Origin of the sequence: Halorubrum aquaticum (assembly GCF_900113615.1) — an archaeon.
Taxonomy (GTDB): Archaea; Halobacteriota; Halobacteria; order Halobacteriales; family Haloferacaceae; genus Halorubrum; species Halorubrum aquaticum.
Genome location: NZ_FOPZ01000005.1, coordinates 13757 through 30149, shown reverse-complemented (window position 1 = coordinate 30149; position 16393 = coordinate 13757). Strand labels below are relative to the sequence as shown.

16 protein-coding genes are annotated in these 16393 nt (G+C 67.9%); 9 read left to right on the top strand and 7 right to left on the bottom strand.

The annotated features are described in order from the left end of the window. The first annotated feature begins 25 nt into the window (after nt 1-25). Nucleotides 26-1321, top strand: a complete 1296-nt coding sequence (locus tag F3H10_RS05960; protein ID WP_149783891.1) for an MFS transporter — start codon at nt 26-28, stop codon at nt 1319-1321. Between the two features lie 76 nt (nt 1322-1397). Next, the gene (locus F3H10_RS05955; RefSeq protein WP_223174224.1) at nt 1398-1727 is read left to right on the top strand and encodes a HalOD1 output domain-containing protein; all 330 of its coding nucleotides are present in this window, start codon (nt 1398-1400) and stop codon (nt 1725-1727) included. A 146-nt stretch (nt 1728-1873) separates the two neighbouring features. Here F3H10_RS05955 and F3H10_RS05950 read toward each other — a convergent pair whose 3' ends face one another. Together F3H10_RS05950 and F3H10_RS05945 are read right to left on the bottom strand one after the other, a co-directional pair. Further along, a complete protein-coding gene (locus tag F3H10_RS05950) occupies nt 1874-2260 on the bottom strand; it encodes a DCC1-like thiol-disulfide oxidoreductase family protein (protein WP_149783889.1) in 387 nt (128 codons plus the stop codon). Between the two features lie 193 nt (nt 2261-2453). Continuing rightward, on the bottom strand, nt 2454-3437 hold the full coding sequence (locus tag F3H10_RS05945; RefSeq protein WP_149783888.1) for a nucleoside recognition protein: 984 nt from the start codon (nt 3435-3437) through the stop codon (nt 2454-2456). Between the two features lie 117 nt (nt 3438-3554). Here F3H10_RS05945 and F3H10_RS05940 point away from each other — a divergent pair, with 117 nt between their 5' ends. Beyond that, a complete protein-coding gene (locus F3H10_RS05940; RefSeq protein WP_149783887.1) occupies nt 3555-4544 on the top strand; it encodes an HVO_0234 family beta-propeller protein in 990 nt (329 codons plus the stop codon). Between the two features lie 16 nt (nt 4545-4560). Here F3H10_RS05940 and F3H10_RS05935 read toward each other — a convergent pair whose 3' ends face one another. Beyond that, nucleotides 4561-5511, bottom strand: a complete 951-nt coding sequence (locus F3H10_RS05935; RefSeq protein ID WP_149783886.1) for an aminopeptidase — start codon at nt 5509-5511, stop codon at nt 4561-4563. 203 nt (nt 5512-5714) lie between these two features. Between F3H10_RS05935 and F3H10_RS05930 the strand changes: the two genes are divergently transcribed. Next, entirely contained in the window at nt 5715-6785 is a 1071-nt protein-coding gene (locus F3H10_RS05930) for a type II glyceraldehyde-3-phosphate dehydrogenase (RefSeq protein ID WP_149783885.1), read from the top strand. Nucleotides 6786-6830: 45 nt separating this feature from the next. Here F3H10_RS05930 and F3H10_RS05925 read toward each other — a convergent pair whose 3' ends face one another. Beyond that, nucleotides 6831-7028, bottom strand: a complete 198-nt coding sequence (locus tag F3H10_RS05925) for a hypothetical protein (RefSeq protein WP_149783884.1) — start codon at nt 7026-7028, stop codon at nt 6831-6833. Between the two features lie 111 nt (nt 7029-7139). After that, on the bottom strand, nt 7140-8651 hold the full coding sequence (locus tag F3H10_RS05920; RefSeq protein WP_149783883.1) for an amidase family protein: 1512 nt from the start codon (nt 8649-8651) through the stop codon (nt 7140-7142). Nucleotides 8652-8904: 253 nt separating this feature from the next. On the opposite strand from F3H10_RS05920, the gene F3H10_RS05915 reads away from it, so the two are divergent. From F3H10_RS05915 to F3H10_RS05895, 5 genes are all read left to right on the top strand, one after another. Beyond that, nucleotides 8905-10689 (top strand): ABC transporter substrate-binding protein, encoded by a 1785-nt coding sequence (locus F3H10_RS05915; protein WP_149783882.1) that lies wholly within the window; start codon nt 8905-8907, stop codon nt 10687-10689. Nucleotides 10690-10771: 82 nt separating this feature from the next. Continuing rightward, entirely contained in the window at nt 10772-11731 is a 960-nt protein-coding gene (locus F3H10_RS05910; protein ID WP_188127879.1) for an ABC transporter permease, read from the top strand. 2 nt (nt 11732-11733) lie between these two features. Further along, nucleotides 11734-12630: an ABC transporter permease gene (locus F3H10_RS05905; protein WP_149783881.1), complete on the top strand. Its 897-nt coding sequence runs from the start codon at nt 11734-11736 to the stop codon at nt 12628-12630. Further along, the gene (locus F3H10_RS05900; RefSeq protein WP_149783880.1) at nt 12627-13856 is read left to right on the top strand and encodes an ABC transporter ATP-binding protein; all 1230 of its coding nucleotides are present in this window, start codon (nt 12627-12629) and stop codon (nt 13854-13856) included. The genes F3H10_RS05905 and F3H10_RS05900 overlap by 4 nt, the downstream gene beginning before the upstream one ends. Beyond that, nucleotides 13846-14979: an ABC transporter ATP-binding protein gene (locus F3H10_RS05895; protein ID WP_149783879.1), complete on the top strand. Its 1134-nt coding sequence runs from the start codon at nt 13846-13848 to the stop codon at nt 14977-14979. Before F3H10_RS05900 ends, F3H10_RS05895 begins: the two co-directional genes overlap by 11 nt. Before the next feature lie 84 nt (nt 14980-15063). Here F3H10_RS05895 and F3H10_RS05890 read toward each other — a convergent pair whose 3' ends face one another. Further along, the gene (locus F3H10_RS05890) at nt 15064-15363 is read right to left on the bottom strand and encodes a hypothetical protein (protein ID WP_122104348.1); all 300 of its coding nucleotides are present in this window, start codon (nt 15361-15363) and stop codon (nt 15064-15066) included. Nucleotides 15364-15430: 67 nt separating this feature from the next. Then, nucleotides 15431-16360 (bottom strand): hypothetical protein, encoded by a 930-nt coding sequence (locus F3H10_RS05885; protein ID WP_149783878.1) that lies wholly within the window; start codon nt 16358-16360, stop codon nt 15431-15433. Nucleotides 16361-16393 lie beyond the last annotated feature (33 nt).

The following is a 16393-nucleotide window of genomic DNA, read 5'->3' as shown; positions in this document are numbered from 1 at the left end:
CCCGGATCTCGCGATGGACCGATAGATGTTCGAACGCCTCGGGTTCGATTCCGTGCCGCGTGAGACCGCCCTCGTGGTCGGACTCGTGAGCGGGTCGCACGTCGTGAACCACCTGTATCTCGTGTTGTTCCCGCCGATCCTGGCGACGCTGGCCGCCGACTTCGACGTGGGACTCGGCGCGTTGGGGGTCGCGATGGGCGTCCAGGCGTTCGTCAACACCGCCTTACAGCTGCCGTACGGCTACCTCTCCGACAACTACGACCGCGTGGTTACGCTGGCGCTCTGTCTCGGGGTCGGCGCGTTCGGCGCGGGGATCCTGGCGATCGCGCCGACCTTCGAGGTCCTCCTCGTCGGGCAGGCGGTGCTGGGCGCGGGCATCGCCGGCCACCACCCGGCGCACTTCCCGCTGCTCTCGGACGCGAGCAGCGCCGAGTTCCGCGGGAAGGCCTACAGCGCCCACGGCTTCGCCGGGAACCTCGGGTTCGCGGCGCCGCCCGTGGTCATCCTCGGCGTCACGTCGCTGCCCGGCGCGACGTGGCGGCACGCGTTCGGCCTCATCGCCGTCGTCGGTGCCGTCTACGGCGCGATCGCCTGCTACGTGCTCGCCAGACACGTGAGCGACGAGGTGACGCGGCCGAACACCGGGGACGTCGACGCCGACGACGCGCGCACGGAGGCGACCTCCCGTCTGGCCCGCGTGCGCGAGGAGATCCGCGCGCTCGGGGCGTCGCGGCCGATCCTCGGGCTGGGAGTGATCGCGCTTCTCGCCTCGACCGCGTTCTGGGGCGTCTCCTCGTATCTCGTGGTGTTCTTAGAGGACGGGTACGGCGTCGCCTCGGGGGTCGCGAGCCTCTCGCTGACGGCGATGTTCGTCTCGGGTGCGGCACTGATCATCGCCGGCGGGGTGTTGGCCGACCGGTTCCGGCCCGGCGGGATCCTCGCGGGCGCCTACCTGCTCGTCGGCGTCGCCGTCTTCGCGCTGGCGTCGATGGCCGCTCCGCCGCTCGTCGCGGTCGGGATCGGCGTGCTGGCCGGGAGCCTCGGCAGCCTCGGCCTGCCCGCCCGGGACAAACTCGCCGACCTGCTGTCGGCGCGAAGCGACATCGGGCGCAACTTCGCGGTCGTGACGATCGGGATCATGATCGGGAACACGGTCGCGCCGCCGCTCTTCGGCGCGCTCATCGAGTCGAGCGGCTACCGCGGGACGTTCACGCTCGTCGGTGCCTTCGCCGTGCTCGCCGCGATCGCGACGGTCGCGATCGTCGCCCGCTACCGCGACGGGATCCGGGCCGGATCGGAGGCGGCAGCGGCCGGGGAATAGCCGGCCCGGAAAGACCATCGCACGGTTGCGGCGGATCTCTCACCCCGTGGACCGTCGTCCCCGAGTCGTGTCGAATATGACGACTATCATCGAATCTCGTGAAAAACTACTTTCGGTTCGAATCCAACCCGTACGGATGGGTAACACGCGGGAGTTCTACTACGAGCCGGACGAGGTCGAACAGTTGAGCACGGCGGTCGTAACGGCGATCGCAAAGGCTCACGACGAGGACGTGATCGATCAGAAGTGGCTCATCAGTAACGACATCAATACGGACGCACTCGACGGACTCTTTCAGGAACACAACCTCAAGATGACGCTCCAGTTCGAGGCGGATACCACGACGGCCACCATCATCGCCGATCCGAGCGGAGATCCGATCATCAAGATCGAATCACACCGCTGAGTGGACACCTCTCAGCCCCTACTGAGACGTTCCGTCCCGGTCGCGGTCAGTACATCCGATCCCGCGTACCGACGCACGGGACCGACCGACGTCGTGTCGGGATCACCGTACGGGACACGGCGGGAGTATACAGCGGAGCGGCCTTTTCAGTTGGATCGGGAACCGGACGGACGCCCCTCGACGTGCTCGCAGGACCGAACGCGTCCCCAGATCGATCGGCGGTCGGCGACGAACCGGTAGCCGCGTTCCCGAATCCGTTCCGAACACGGAAGCAGACGCGCCGCGCGAACGAGACATCGACCGACGGTTCCACAGCGGCTAACGCACTGTTCGAGCGCTCGGCCACAGGAATGGACCGCTTCGTCGGTCAACAGGTGCATACAGGCGTCGTATTCGTCCGGAAGCCGGGCCTTCTGATCCGGCGTGAGTTCGCTGAACCCGACGGGATCGAACTCGCCGAACCGCAATAGCCACCGGATCATATACATACAGAAGCCACAGTCATCGTCGTAAACGAGGCGTGGAACGGCCATACGGGTCGGTTGGGGCGCTCGCTATTTATGTTCCCCGCGGCGATCGAGACGCGCGTCGCGTTTCACACGGTCGTCGGAGCCTCTCGGAGAACCGGTAGAGGTCCCGACGGTCGATACGCACTCGCTCAGTAACCGACCGTTTCAGCGGGGTCACGTCTGAAGAGTAAGGTCTCAACGGGGCCCACCGTACCCATCACCACGCCGGGACGAGAAGCAGCGCGACGGTCAGCGAGATGAAGACGAGCTTCAACGCCGTGTTGACCACGATCACCTTGGTGCCGAACGACGCCCCCCAGATCCCGTACTGGAACGGGATCGATCGCCGGAACGTCGAGACGGCAAAGGAGAGGATACCGCCGATGAGGAGGGTCGCGACCGCGGTCCGCGGCGTGAACGTCTCGCCCAGGAGCGGCTCGATGGCGACCGCGCCGGCGGTCGTATCGAGGGTGTACACCGCGATCACGGGCACGGCGGCGCTCGGCAGTCCGAGCACCCCCGTGAGCGGCTCCGCGACCGCGGTCAGCGACTCGACGTCGTAGTTGGTCACGAACGCGATCACGAGCGTGTACACGACCGCCAGCCGGGGGACGATCCGCCGGAGCGTCGACCACGACTTCCCGGCGGCGTCGCGGACGCGCTCGCGACCGTCCCGGTCGTCCGTCTCCGGGCCGGCTCCGTCGATGTCGTCGAGCGCCGACCGGTCGACGTTGCGCTCGGACACCAGGAGACCGCCGAGCAGCACGCCCGTGACCGTGATCGCGAGCGCGATCCCGGCGCGCGCGGAGACGTACAGGACGCCCGTCGTCGCCCCGAGGATCGGGATCAGGACCGGAACGTAGTAGGTGAACACGTGCTGGAGGAACCCGAAGAACGTGTTTATCACCACGGCGACGAGCGTCGCGCGGTCGTCGAGCAGCCCGGACTCGCGGTACTCCGCGAGCGTGGCGTAGCCCGCGGTCGTCGATGCCGCGGTCGTGAGGATCGCGGTACCCACCTCGTCCGGGAGGTTGGCGGGCCGCGTGAGGTACCCGGAGAGTCCGGCCAGGTACCGGATCAGTCCGAACGCGACGGCGACGTTGGCCGCGAACACCCCGACGGCGATGAACGCGGAGATCCGCACGAGCCGCGGGAGGACCTCGGCGAACAGCCCGAGGAGTTCGGCGACGACCGAGTTCACTCGAGGCGGTACGTTCCGGTCGGGCAAATGGCCGTCGGAACGGCCGGACCCCGAGGAGCGTCTCGCGGAGCCGTCCCTCCGCGCGGCTTATGGTCCCCCGCCGAGAAGCCCCCCGCGATGGCACCCGCCGAGGACGACATCTCGATCGAGGAGAAACGCGTGTACGCGGGCTCCGCGGGCCGGACGGACGCCTACGTCGCGACCGAGACCGGCGTCGTCCGGGTCGCGATCTCCGGCGACAAGGTGGGCGAGTTCGAGCTGACCGCCCGCGACCCCGCCCGCGACGTCGCCGTCCTCGCGCGGGCCGACGCCGCCGACGTTCTCGCGGTCGCGACCGACGACGACCTCCTCGTCGCCGCGATCGGCGGCGGTCGCGACGTCGAGCCCACGACCGACGACGCGGCGTTCTCGCCGGTCGGGATCGGACCCGCGGTCGCGGTCGGCGTCCACGACGGGGCGTTCCTCGCGGCCGACGCGGCGGGCGGGATCCACCGGGTCGGCCTCGACGGCGATTTCGACGCGACCGCGGGAACCGACGCGACCCGGGTCGGGGACGTGAACGACCCGCGATCGATCGACGGGCCGCTCGTCGCCGCGGGCGACGGCGTTCACCGAGTGGTCGGGACCGCGTCGGGAGCGCGCGAGGACGGCGCCCGCTCGCTCGAGTCCGTCGGGCTCTCGGACGCCCGCGACGTCGCGGGCGCGGGGGTCCCGCTCGCGGCGACGGCCTCCGGGCTCTACTGGCTCGGCAACGGCTGGATGTCGACGGACGACGGGGACGCGACCGCCGTCGCCGCCGACGGCGACGGCCACGCGATGGCGACCGTCGACGGCGACCTCCTCGTCCGCGGCGGCGGCGGAGCGGACGTGGGCGACGGAGCGGACACGACCGGAGCGGACGTGGGGAACGCCGGCTGGGACGCCGACGCGTGGCGCGTCACGGACCTCCCGGTCGACGACCGGCCGGCCGCACTCGGATACGGACCGGGGACGGCGGTCGCCGTCACCGACGCCGGGACGCTGTGTGTCGACGCGGGCGACGGGTGGCGACACCAGGCCATCGGCGTCCGCGGGATCGGGGGCGTCGCGCTCGCGGTCGTGGAGTGAACCCTGCGACGATCGTTCAGGGACTCGGCAGTTCGATCGCCTCGCCGTCGGCGTAGACGGTCGGGTTCCTGATGATCCCGTCGAGATGGAGCGGCGCGTCGGTCTCCCCGCCGATCCCGGCGTTATCGCCGATGGCGACGTGGACCGTTCCCGCGGCCTTCTCGTCGAGGAGGACGGAGCCGACGAGCGCCTCGACGCCGACGTTCGTGCCGATCCCGAGCTCCGCGAGGTTGTAGGCGGCGTCGCCGACCGCCTCGGCGGCGGCCTCGACGTCCGCGCGGATCGCGTCGTCCTCGATCGAGGTGACCAGTCCGTCCTCGACCTCGAAGGCGAGTTCCTCGCCCTCGTCGAGCAGCCCGTGCGGCATCATCGTCCCGTCGACGACGTAGGTGCCGGTCGCGGTCTCGGGCGCGATGAACACCTCGCCGGCCGGCAGGTTCGAGAAGTCGCCGGGCTCGTGGACCATCCCCGTGTCCGCGTGCCACTCGCGGTCGCCGAGCCCGAACGTGACGTCGGTTCCCGCCGGCGACGTGACGCGGACCTCCTCGGCGTCGCCGACCGCGTCGAGCACCCGGTCGCAGGCCTCGTCGATGGCGGCGTAGTCGGCGTCGAGCCCGGTCACGAACACGTCCTCCGTGATCCCCGGGAGCGTCGCGCCGCGGGAGCCGGCCTCGCAGGCGGACCCGCGGGCGCGGGTGTGGCTCAGGCTCTTGGTCGTCGGCGCACAGAAGACGTCGCTTTCCGCCATCGCGGCCGCGACCGGCGCGGGCGGTTCGGTCCCGTGTTGCTCGCTCGGGGGATATCGAAGCAGCGTCGCGTCGTCGGTCGCCGCGGTCGCGGCCGCGTACAGCGCCTCGCCGATCGGCTCGCGCTCGTCGTCGGTGACGACGACGACCGACTCGTCCGCGCCGACGTTCAGACACTGTCCGATGGCGGTCCGGGCCGCCTCCGCGAGGTGTTCGCTCATGTCTCGTCGTGTGCCGCCGCGGGCGTTAGTCCTTGTCATCCCGAGATCGGCCGCGCGTACCGGGTTGTATATTATTACTCAATTACGTAACAAGGTTGTAACGTCGCGGCGGTCCGAATTAACCGAGTCGTTACTCACGGCGTAGTTAATTTCTATAGAAAAGCCTCGAAACAATTATGGGGGGCCGAGGTGGACGTAAAGATATGATACGCGTGGGCGTCAACGGCTACGGGACGATCGGGAAACGCGTCGCGGACGCGGTGGCGGCCCAGCCCGACATGGAACTCGTCGGCGTCACGAAGACGAAGCCGAACTACGAGGCCGAATCGGCGATCCGGCGCGGATACGACCTCTACGCCGCGATCGCGGACCGAGCCGAGGAGTTCGACGACGCGGGCGTCCCCATCGCCGGCACCCTCTCGGACCTGCTCGAGTCCGTCGACGTCGCCGTCGACTGTACGCCCTCCGGGATCGGCGCGCGGAACCGCTCGGTCTACGCGGCCCACGACACGCCCGCGATCTTCCAGGGCGGCGAGGACGCGGACGTGGCCGACGCCTCGTTCAACGCCCGAACGAGCTTCGAGGCCGCTCGGGGAGCCGACACGCTCCGCGTGGTCTCGTGTAACACCACGGGGCTCGCTCGCCTGCTCGCGCCGCTGGAGGCGGCTTACGGGGTCGAGAAGGCCCGGGTCACGTTGGTCCGCCGCGGCGGGGACCCGAGCGAGACCGGCCGTGGACCCATAAACGACGTGGTGCCGGACCCGACCACGGTCCCCTCCCACCACGGCCCGGACGTGAACACCGTCCTCCCGGGCGTCGACGTCGACACCGCCGCGCTGAAGGCCCCGGTAACCGCGATGCACACCCACAGCGTCAACGTCACGCTCCGTGAGACGCCGACCACCGAGACGGTCCGCGAACTCCTCGACGCGGAGCCCCGGATCTTCACCATTCCCGAGGCGGCCGGCATCGACGGGGCGGGGAAGCTGAAGGAGTACGCGATGGACTGCGGTCGCCCCCGCGGCGACCTCTGGGAGAACTGCGTCTGGGAGGAGTCCATAAACGTCTCCGGTCGCGACCTGTACCTCTTCGAGAACGTCCACCAGGAGGCGGACGTGGTCCCCGAGAACGTCGACGCGATCCGCGCGCTGACCACTGACCTCTCCGCGACGGAATCGGTGGAGCGAACGAACGAGGCCCTCGGCGTGGGGTTGGAGAGTCTGCTCGCGTCCGACGAGGGCGACGCCCGCGACCCGATCACCGCCGACGACTGACGCCCGCAGTCTCCCGTTTCGGTTCCGACCTCTCGTTTCGATACCCTACCGCGACCGCTGTGACTCCCCGTCCGCCGGCGTCGCCACGAGGTACGTCCGGCCGCCCCGTCGCTCCAGATGGACCTCGCCACCGGCGACCCGGTTCGACCGGATCCGGTCGGCGATGCGGTCGGTTCGACACTCGGTGACGTCCACGCGCGTCGGTGCCGCGTACCGTGGTCCGTCCTCCTGTGACACGCTCATACCTGCGGATACGGACGGATCGCCCCTATAACCGAGCCAACCGCGGAGTGAAACTGAAAGTGAAGCGGTCTCCCTCCGTCCGCCGCCGACCGGCCCGCCGCGTCTGCCCGCCTACGCGAACCGCTCCGGCGGACTGCGGGGCTCCACGGCCCGCTCGTAGGCGTATCCGAGCTCGAGGAGCCGCGGCTCGTCGAACGGCCGACCGAGGAGCTCGAACCCGACCGGGAGCTCCTCGTCGTTCTCGCCGGCGGCGAACCCGGCGGGCAACACGATGGAGGGGAGCCCGGTGTGTGCCGAAAGCTCGCAACGCATCTCCGAGAAGGGCTGGTGTTCGGGCATCTCGACCGGCAGCGCCATCGAGGGCGGGTACAACAGCGCGTCGAGGTCCTCGGCGACCAGCCGGTCGACCGTCTCGGTCCGGATCGTCTCGCGTCTCGCGAGCGCCCGGAGGTACTCGGGGTCGTCCTCCACTCCCTCGGCCACGCCGAGGATCCCGCCGTCCAGAACGCGCTCCTCGACGCTCGGGGCCATCGTCCCGCTCTCGGCCAGCTCCCGCAGCGAGTCGACGGGCGTCCCCTCCCGCGCGGCGAGGTACGCGTCGAAGTCGCGCTCGAACTCCGCGCCGACGACCCGCGCCGAATCCAGGAACTCCCCGTCGACGACCTCGACGGGGTCGACGAGGGTCGCGCCGGCGGCCGCCAGCTCGTCCATCGCGGACTCGATCGCGGACTCGACCGCCCCGGCCGTGTCCGCGGCCGGGTTCTCCGGGTCCGTCACCTCGAAGAGGTCGCGCACGACGCCGATCCGCGCGCCCTCGAGTCCCTCCGGGTCGAGGTGTGCCGCGTACCCCTCCTCCGGTACCTCGCCGACGCCGAGCGCGGTGACCGGATCGGCCGGGTCGTACCCGACCATCGCCTCGAGCGTCCGCGCCGCGTCGGCGACGGTTCGAGTGATCGGTCCCGCAGTGTCCTGCGTCGCCGAGAGCGGAACGATCCCGGTGCGGCTCACCAATCCCCGCGTGGGTCGGAGCCCGACGAGGTTCGTGAACGCCGGCGGCGAGCGCACCGACGAGCAGGTGTCCGTCCCGGTGCCGACCGCCGCGAGGTTGCTCGCGATCGCCGCGGCGGTCCCGCCGCTCGAGCCCGACGGCCGCCGGTCGAGCGCGTAGGGGTTCCGCGTCTCGCCGCCGAGCGAGCTCACCGAGTCGACCCCGAAGGAGAGCTCCTGGAGGTTCGTCTTCGCGAGGATCACCGCGCCCGCCTCCCGGAGCCGCTCGACCACGAACGCGTCCTCGTCGGGGACGAACTCCGCGAAGAGCTTCGACCCCGCCGTCGTCGGCATGTCGGCCGTGTCGTGGTTGTCCTTGATCGCCGTCGGGATCCCGTGAAGCGGCCCGACGGGCCCGTCCGCCTCGAACCGGTCGTCCAACTCCCTGGCTCGCGAGAGCGCGTCCTCGTTCACCGTCAGGACCGCGTTGAGGTCGTCCGCGTGTTCGGCGATCCGGTCGAGGTACGCCTCCGTGAGTCCTTCGGCGGTCAGCGTCTCCGCCTCGAAGGCGGCGTGTATCTCGCCGACCGTCGCCTCGAGGAAGTCGAAGTCGTCATCGGTCGTTGGGTCGTCCATCCCCTGAAGCCGACTGATCGAGTACAAATAGTGTTTTCGCCGGTTCGTTCGATCGTCCCGCGTAACACCCCACGACTGGCTCTGTGGAACGCACCGGAGACCGAGAGACACACCGGCCAGGTGGTCCTATATTATTTATAATATATCTCAATTTAGTATTGATGTATTATGCCATACCAAGTCTCCTCATGACTCGATGTTCACATGTCCATAGCTTTTTGAACGGGTAGTCTGATCATGCGAGTTGTCGACAATGATCGAAGACATAGAGAAGGCGGACCTGGAAGGGCCGAAGATCGATCGGAGAACGACGGTCAAACTGCTCGGTGCGTCGGGCCTCGCGGCGACCGCCGGCTGTCTCGGGGGGGACGGCGGCGGAGGAGACGACGGTGGCAGCGGTGACGACGGTAGCGGTGACGGCGGTAGCGGCGACGACGGAAGCGGATCGAGCGGCGACGACGGGTCCTCCGGAAGCTCGGGCGGACGGCTCAGCGCCGGGTGGATGACCGACGAGATCGAGTTCCTCGACCCACACATGGTCGATCTGGGGATCCAGATCGAGGTCCACTCGAACCTCTTCAACGGCCTGTTGAAACTCGACGAGGACACCCAGATCGTCGGAGACGCGGCGGCGGATTGGTCGCTCCCGGACGAGTCGACCTACGTGTTCGAACTCCACGAAGGCATAACGTTCCACAACGGCGATACGCTCGACGCCGAGGCCGTCAAGTGGTCCTTGGAACGGCTGATGGGGATGGACACCTCCCCTCACACCGGGAAGGTCTCGAACGTCGACTCGATCGAGGCGGACGGACTCGAACTCACGATCAACCTCACGGAGCCGTACGCCCCGTTCGTCTCGTTCATGCTCCGTGGACCCGGCCGTGCCGGAACGATCGTCCACGAGAGCGCCGCGGACGACCCCGACGAGTACGCGCGGATGCCGATCGGGAGCGGCCCGTTCGAACTCACCGAACGGACCGCCGGCCAGTCGCTCACGCTCGACGCCTACGACGACTACTGGGAGACCGACGAGGACGGCAACCAGCTCCCGTATCTCGACGGGGTCGACATCGAACTGATCCCCGAACCGAGCACCATGTGGTCCGCCATTCAAGGCGGCGAGATCGGTTACGCGAACCTGCTCACGGGCGAGTTCGCACAACAGGCGGAGGCGGGGAACTCCATCACGATCCAGACGGCGAGTGCGGGTGAATGGACGGGTATCGCGCCGCTCCATACGAACCCCGCCGACCACGTGGAAACGGTGCGGTGGATCAGCGGTCTCGGCGAGGACCCCACCGAGATGTGGAACGGCGAGGACATCCCGACGTCGGACCGGCGCGTCCGCGAGGCGATCGCCATCGGGATCGACCGCGAGGAGATCGTCGAGCGGGCGTGGTTCGGGTACGCCGAACCGGCTCACACGCTCTATAATCCGTCCATCGGCTGGCTGTACGAGGCGTTGGGTAGCGGCGAACCGGACCCGGGGTTCTACTACGACCCCGAGCGCGCCGAGGAACTCCTCGACGAAGCCGGATACACCGGCGATCCGCGGTTCGAAGCGACGATCCTGGCGCTCCCGGAGGACCAACGGGAACTCACGGTCGTTCAGGAACAACTCAGCGAGATCGGCATCGAGATCGAACTCGACATCCAACAGCAGTCGTCCTACTGGGACAACACCTACCGGTACGAGCAGCTCCTGACGGCGTACGGTGGCGCGGCGGACGTCGACCCGTGGATGTCCGATTTCAAACAGTTCGGCTATCCCAACGAGGAGACGACGGAGGGCGCGTGGCAGCGTGGCCTCTACTTCGACGAGGACTACAGCGCACTGCTCAACGAGGCGAACGCGACGCCGGACCTCGAGGACCGCGCGGAGGTGTATCAGGACATCAACGAGAAGTTCATCGAGGACGCGGCGTTCATCACGACGGTCTTCCCGCTGAACCCGAAGGCGCTCGGTGAGGGTGTCTCGGGAGTGGGAACCCAGGGAGGGCTGAGCAACTTCCATCGTACCTCGCTGGATGGATGAGTGGCGTGTCTCCCGTGACGCCCGCGGACGTCCCGACCGTGACCCGAAGCACATCGGCGGATTTCGAAGGCGGTGATCTCCCATGGGGTTGAAACAGTACCTACTCAAGCGACTGGTACACTCCGTGTTCGTCATGTTCTTCGTCGTCACCGTGGTGTTCTTCGCGGTCCGAGCGGTTCCCGGAGATCCGGCCCGGTTGATGCTCGGCGGCGACGCGGATCCGGCAGCGCTCGAAGCACTCCGACAGGAGCTGGGACTGAACCAGCCGCTGTACGTTCAATACTTCCAGTGGCTTCGCCGGCTCCTGACGGGGAACTTCGGCGAGTCGATCCGGACGGGCGAACCCGTGCTCGGATCCCTTGCCCAGGTCGCGGGACCCACGTTGAGCATCGCGGGGCTCGGGATGGTGATCGCGCTCGTGATCGCGATCCCGACGGGGATCCTCAGCTCGGTCAAGCGGTACGAGATAGAGGACTACCTCTCGACGACGGTCGCGTTCTTCGGGATCAGCATGCCCGCGTTCTGGATCGGCATCGTCCTGATCCTCGTGATCGGCGTGAACGTCGACGCCGTTCCTACCTTCGGGTATACGCCGATCGACGAGGGCGTCAGCCCGTGGTTCAGATCGATCATCCTGCCGGCGTTCGCCGTCGGCTTCCCGTACGGCGGGATCCTGATGCGGATGATGCGATCCTCGATGCTCGAGGTGCTCAACGAGGACTACATGCGGACCGCACGCGCGAAGGGGCTCAACTCGAACCTCGTGCTCTTCAAACACGGGCTACAGAACGCGTTGATCCCGGTCGTCACGCTCGCGGGGATCTTCCTCGCGGTCGTTCTCGGCGGCGTCGTCGCCGTCGAGATCGTCTTCGGGATCCGCGGGCTCGGTCGGCTCCTCATCGGATCGATCAATCGGCGGGACTTCCCGCTGATCCAGGGAACGGTGCTGATCATCTCCTTCGTGTTCGTTCTCGCGAACATCGTCGTCGACCTCCTGTATACGATGATAAACCCACGAATCAAGTACGGCGGTGGTGAGTGACGATGTCGAGCCGTTTCGACACCGATGGCGGTCGCGTCTTCGGTATCCGGACCGATCTCATCGAACAGTTCGTCGACACGGTCAACCGTGACCTGAAGGCCAAGATCGGCGTGGTGATCGTCACGCTGTTCGTCATCGCGGCGATCCTCGCACCGGAACTGGCACCGTACGACCCGATGGCACAGGACTTCGCTCCGCTTCAGGCACCCGCACTCTCGAGTGAAACGCCGCTCGGAACCGATTCGTTCGGGCGAGACCTGCTCTCCCGGCTGATGTACGGCGCACGGATCAGCCTCGGCGTCGGATTGGGTGCGGTCCTGTTCGGCGCGATCACGGGCGTCCTCCTCGGGTTAGTCGCCGGGTTCTACGGCGGCTGGGTCGACGACCTTCTGATGCGCAGCGTCGACGTGATGTGGGCGTTCCCGTGGCTGCTCATCGCCATCATGCTCGTCGCGATCTTCGGGCAGGGCGTCTGGAACGTCGTCGTCGCCGTCGGGTTCGCGTACATCGACGACTTCGCCAGGATCACCCGCGGCGAGGTCCTCTCCATCCGCGAGGAGGAGTACGTGCTCGCCGCCGAGAGCGTCGGACTCGGGGACCTCGAGATCATCTTCGAGGAGGTGTTCCCGAACACCGTCGCCCCGATCATCGTCCAGTTCACCGTGCTCGTGGCTCGCGCCATGCTCGCGGAGGCGACGCTCTCGTTCCTCGGACTCGGCGTGAAGCCGTCGACGCCGACGTGGGGTGCGCTGTTGGGTCAGGGCCGCGACTTCATCACGACGGCGTGGTGGATCTCGATAATCCCCGGACTTCTAATTATGATAACAGTCCTCGGAATAAATCTGTTCGGAGACGCCTTGCGTGACGCCTTCGACGTCAGAGAGGTGGATAGCGAATGAACGAGCCGCTGTTGGACGTACGCGGCCTCACGACGTCCTTCGAGACCGGACAGGGACGGCTCACCGCCGTCGACGACGTCTCCTTCAGCATCGAGGAGGGGGAGGTGTTCGGCGTCGTGGGCGAGTCCGGTTCCGGAAAGAGCGTCACGGCGCTGTCGGTGATGCGACTCCTCGACGACGCCGGGACGGTCGAGGCGGACGAGGTGTGGTTCGACGGCACCGACCTGCTCTCGTTGAGCGAAGCGGAGATGCGCTCGATCCGTGGCGGGGAGATCAGCATGATCTTCCAAGACCCGATGACGAGCCTGAACCCGGTGATGACGATCGGCGAGCAGATCGCCGAGGTCGTTCGTCACCACGGCGACACCGGCGAGCGGACCGGGTTCTGGAGCGAGATGCGCCGGAAGTACGTCACCGGCACCTCGACGGAGAGCCGCTCCTGGCGGCGGGCGATCGAACTGCTGGAGACCGTCGGGATCCCCGAGCCCGAACAGCGGGCGACGGAGTACCCACACCAGCTCTCCGGCGGAATGCGACAGCGCGTCGTCATCGCGCAGGCGCTCGCCGGGGATCCGTCGCTGATCATCGCCGACGAGCCGACGACGGCGCTGGACGTGAGCATCGAGGCACAGATCCTCAACGAGATCCTCGAGTTGAGCGAGGAGTTCGGGATCTCGGTGATGCTCATCACCCACGACCTCGGGGTCGTCAGGGAGACGTGTGACCGCGTCGCCGTGATGTACGCCTCCGAGTTCATGGAAACGGGTCACGTGGACGACCTCTTCGAGGACCCGCATCATCCCTACACCGAGGGACTCCTCGCGAGCATCCCGCGGATCGACGACGACCGCGAGTGGCTCAGCGTCATCGAGGGAACCGTTCCGGACCTGATCGATAAACCGTCGGGCTGTCCGTTCCAGGACCGCTGTGACTACGCGTTCGAGCTCTGTGACCGGCCGCTCGTCGAGTACGAGTTGGACTCGACCAAGCGAGTGAGACACGCGGTCCGCTGTCACCGGGAGAACGAGCGGGTCCGCGTCGACGAGTCGGGCCACGTCACCGACGTGCCCGATGAGGCCGTCGCGGCCCTCGAGAGGCGGATCGAAGCCGAGAACGACGCTTCGAACGATCCCGCCGTAGCGGACTCCGGCATCCGAACGGACGGTGGGAGTCCGACGGGCGGTTCCGACGAACCGGAACGCCGAGGTGATCGCGATGAGTACTGATTCACTCGAGACGTCAACGACGCCGGCTGTCGAATCGATCGACGAACCGTTGCTCCGTGCCACGGGCCTACAGAAGTACTTCCAGACCGAGACGGGACTCTTCGATCGGTTCCTCGGAGAGCCCACCCACGTCAAGGCGGTCGACGGGGTGGACGTCGCGGTGGGCGAACGGGAGACGCTGGGGCTCGTCGGCGAATCCGGCTGTGGAAAGACGACCCTCGGTCGCGTGCTATCCCGTCTGTACGACCCGTCGGCGGGAACGCTCGAGTTCGACGGAGAGGACATCACCGACCTCGAAGGCGCCGAACTCAAGCGACTCAGGAAGCGGGTACAGGTGATCTTCCAGGACCCGATGTCGTCGCTCAACCCGCGCAAGACCGCGGGCGAGATCGTCGCCAAACCCCTGGAGGTCCACGACATCGCGACCGGAGAGGAGAAGCAGGAACGACTCGCGGAGCTGTTCGACGAGGTCGGGCTTCAGGAGTCACACCTCGACCGGTATCCCCACGAGTTCTCCGGCGGACAGCGTCAGCGGATCGGGATCGCGCGCGCGCTCGCCGTCGAGCCGGACCTGATCATCGCCGACGAGCCCGTCTCCGCGTTGGACGTGAGCGTTCAAGCGCAGATCATCAACCTGATGAAGCGGCTCCAGGACAAGTACGGCCTCTCGTACGTGTTCATCGCCCACGACCTGAGCGTCGTCAAACACATCAGCGACCGCGTCGCGGTGATGTACCTGGGAAAGATCGTCGAGCAGGGACGGAAGGAGGACATCTTCGGGAACCCCCAACACCCGTACACTCGGGCGCTCCTCCACTCGATCCCTCGAGTGGACGGAAAACGGAAACGCCACGAGTCGCTGTTGGAAGGGAACCCGCCGAGTCCGATCGACCCGCCGTCCGGATGTCGGTTCCGCACCCGTTGTCCGGAGTATCTCGGAGACGAGTGTGCCGACACGGAGCCCGAACTCCGGGCGGTCGCGGGCGAATCGGGTACCGTCGCGCCGCCGGAACGCGTCGAGATGATCTCCACCGACGGGGAGTCCTCCGACGAGCACGCCATCGCCTGTCACTGGCTGGGGAAATCCAGCGAGCGACGCGAGGAGCAGGACCCGATGACGTGAGGTTTCGGCGCCGCGACCGGTGCTGAAGCCGAACGGCCCCGGTTCCGGGGACTCCAGTTTCGGGGACCCCAGTTTCGGGTTCCGCTACCGACGGAGGCCGGCTTCCTCGTCGTCCTCGACGAACCGAACCGTGAAGTAGTCGTAGCCGCCGTAGGCCGTCTCCAACGCGCCCATCCACCAGTTCCAGCGCTCGACGAGCGAGGAGCCGTCGGGCGCGTCCGAGAGGTGCCGGACCACGCCGGGGACGCTCAGCGCGTGTCCGCGGTCGGTGGAGGGCTTGCCGGAATCCGCGAGGTCGCTGGCGGCCCTGGCGACCACGCGCCGCTCCGCGGCGGTCCCCCCGAACTCCTCGGCCAACGTCCGCTCCAGCCGCTTGCGGTCCATGTTTTCGGGTAGGGCGTGCGGCTATTTGAGTCGTCCGGTGAGGGTGATCTCACGGCGTCGTCCGGCGTCACAGCCGGGCGGCGAGCGCCAGAAACAGCAGGGTGAACGGCGCGGAGAGCAGCCCCAACGCGATCCCGCCTCCGCCCGCCCCCGCCGCGGACATCGCGAGGCCGACGACGAGCGAGCTGCTCCCGAGGATCGCGAGGACGACCCGCTCGGGCACGCTCGCCCGGTCGGGACCCGGCGACCGTGCGAGGACGGCTTCGAGGGCGTCCTCGACCGCGTCGGCCCGCTCGCTCGGGACGAACAGCCAGGGCGTCGACCGGTACCAGGCGTTCCCGCGGTATGCCAACAGGAACAGCGTCGTCCACGGCAGGTCGATCCGGCGGGTCCGGATCACGGACTCGAGGTCGTCGCTCCGGCTCCGGTCGTGGGTGTGGTCCGTCCGCTCGACGACGCGTTCGGCGGGGTCGAGCCGGACCGACGTTCCCTTCGAGCCGGCGAGCACCGGCAGGAACCAGATCAGCGGGAACAGGTAGAACAGTCCGATCTCGGCCGGCGAGGGCCCCCACACCCAGAGCGCGCCGAAGGGGAGCGCACCGGCGAGCACCCACCGGGGGCGTATCGACTCCCGCGAGAGCGAGTAGTCGCCGAACGCCGAGCGGAGCCGCTCTCGTGCCCCTTCCGTCGACCGATCGTAGGCGATCAGGAGGTACAGGAGCGAGAACGGCCCGCCGACGAGAAGGAGCACGGCGAGCACCCACAGGTCGCTCCCTCCGCCGAGCGTTCCGCCCCCGGTCGCCGCGGCCCACGTCGCGTTCGCCACGCCGACGGCCACGACCGCGACGACGGCGAGGAGGCCGAGCGCGGCGACGAGCCCCACCCCGAGCGCGATCGACCGGAGCCGGTCGTGGCGCACCGGCCCCCACTCGATCGGGTCGGGGTGGGACTCGACCGTCTCGGCCGTCTCGGCGGCGGAACCGCTCTCGGAGGGCATGTCGGGTTCCGATAGGCACGACGCGCTGTTAAA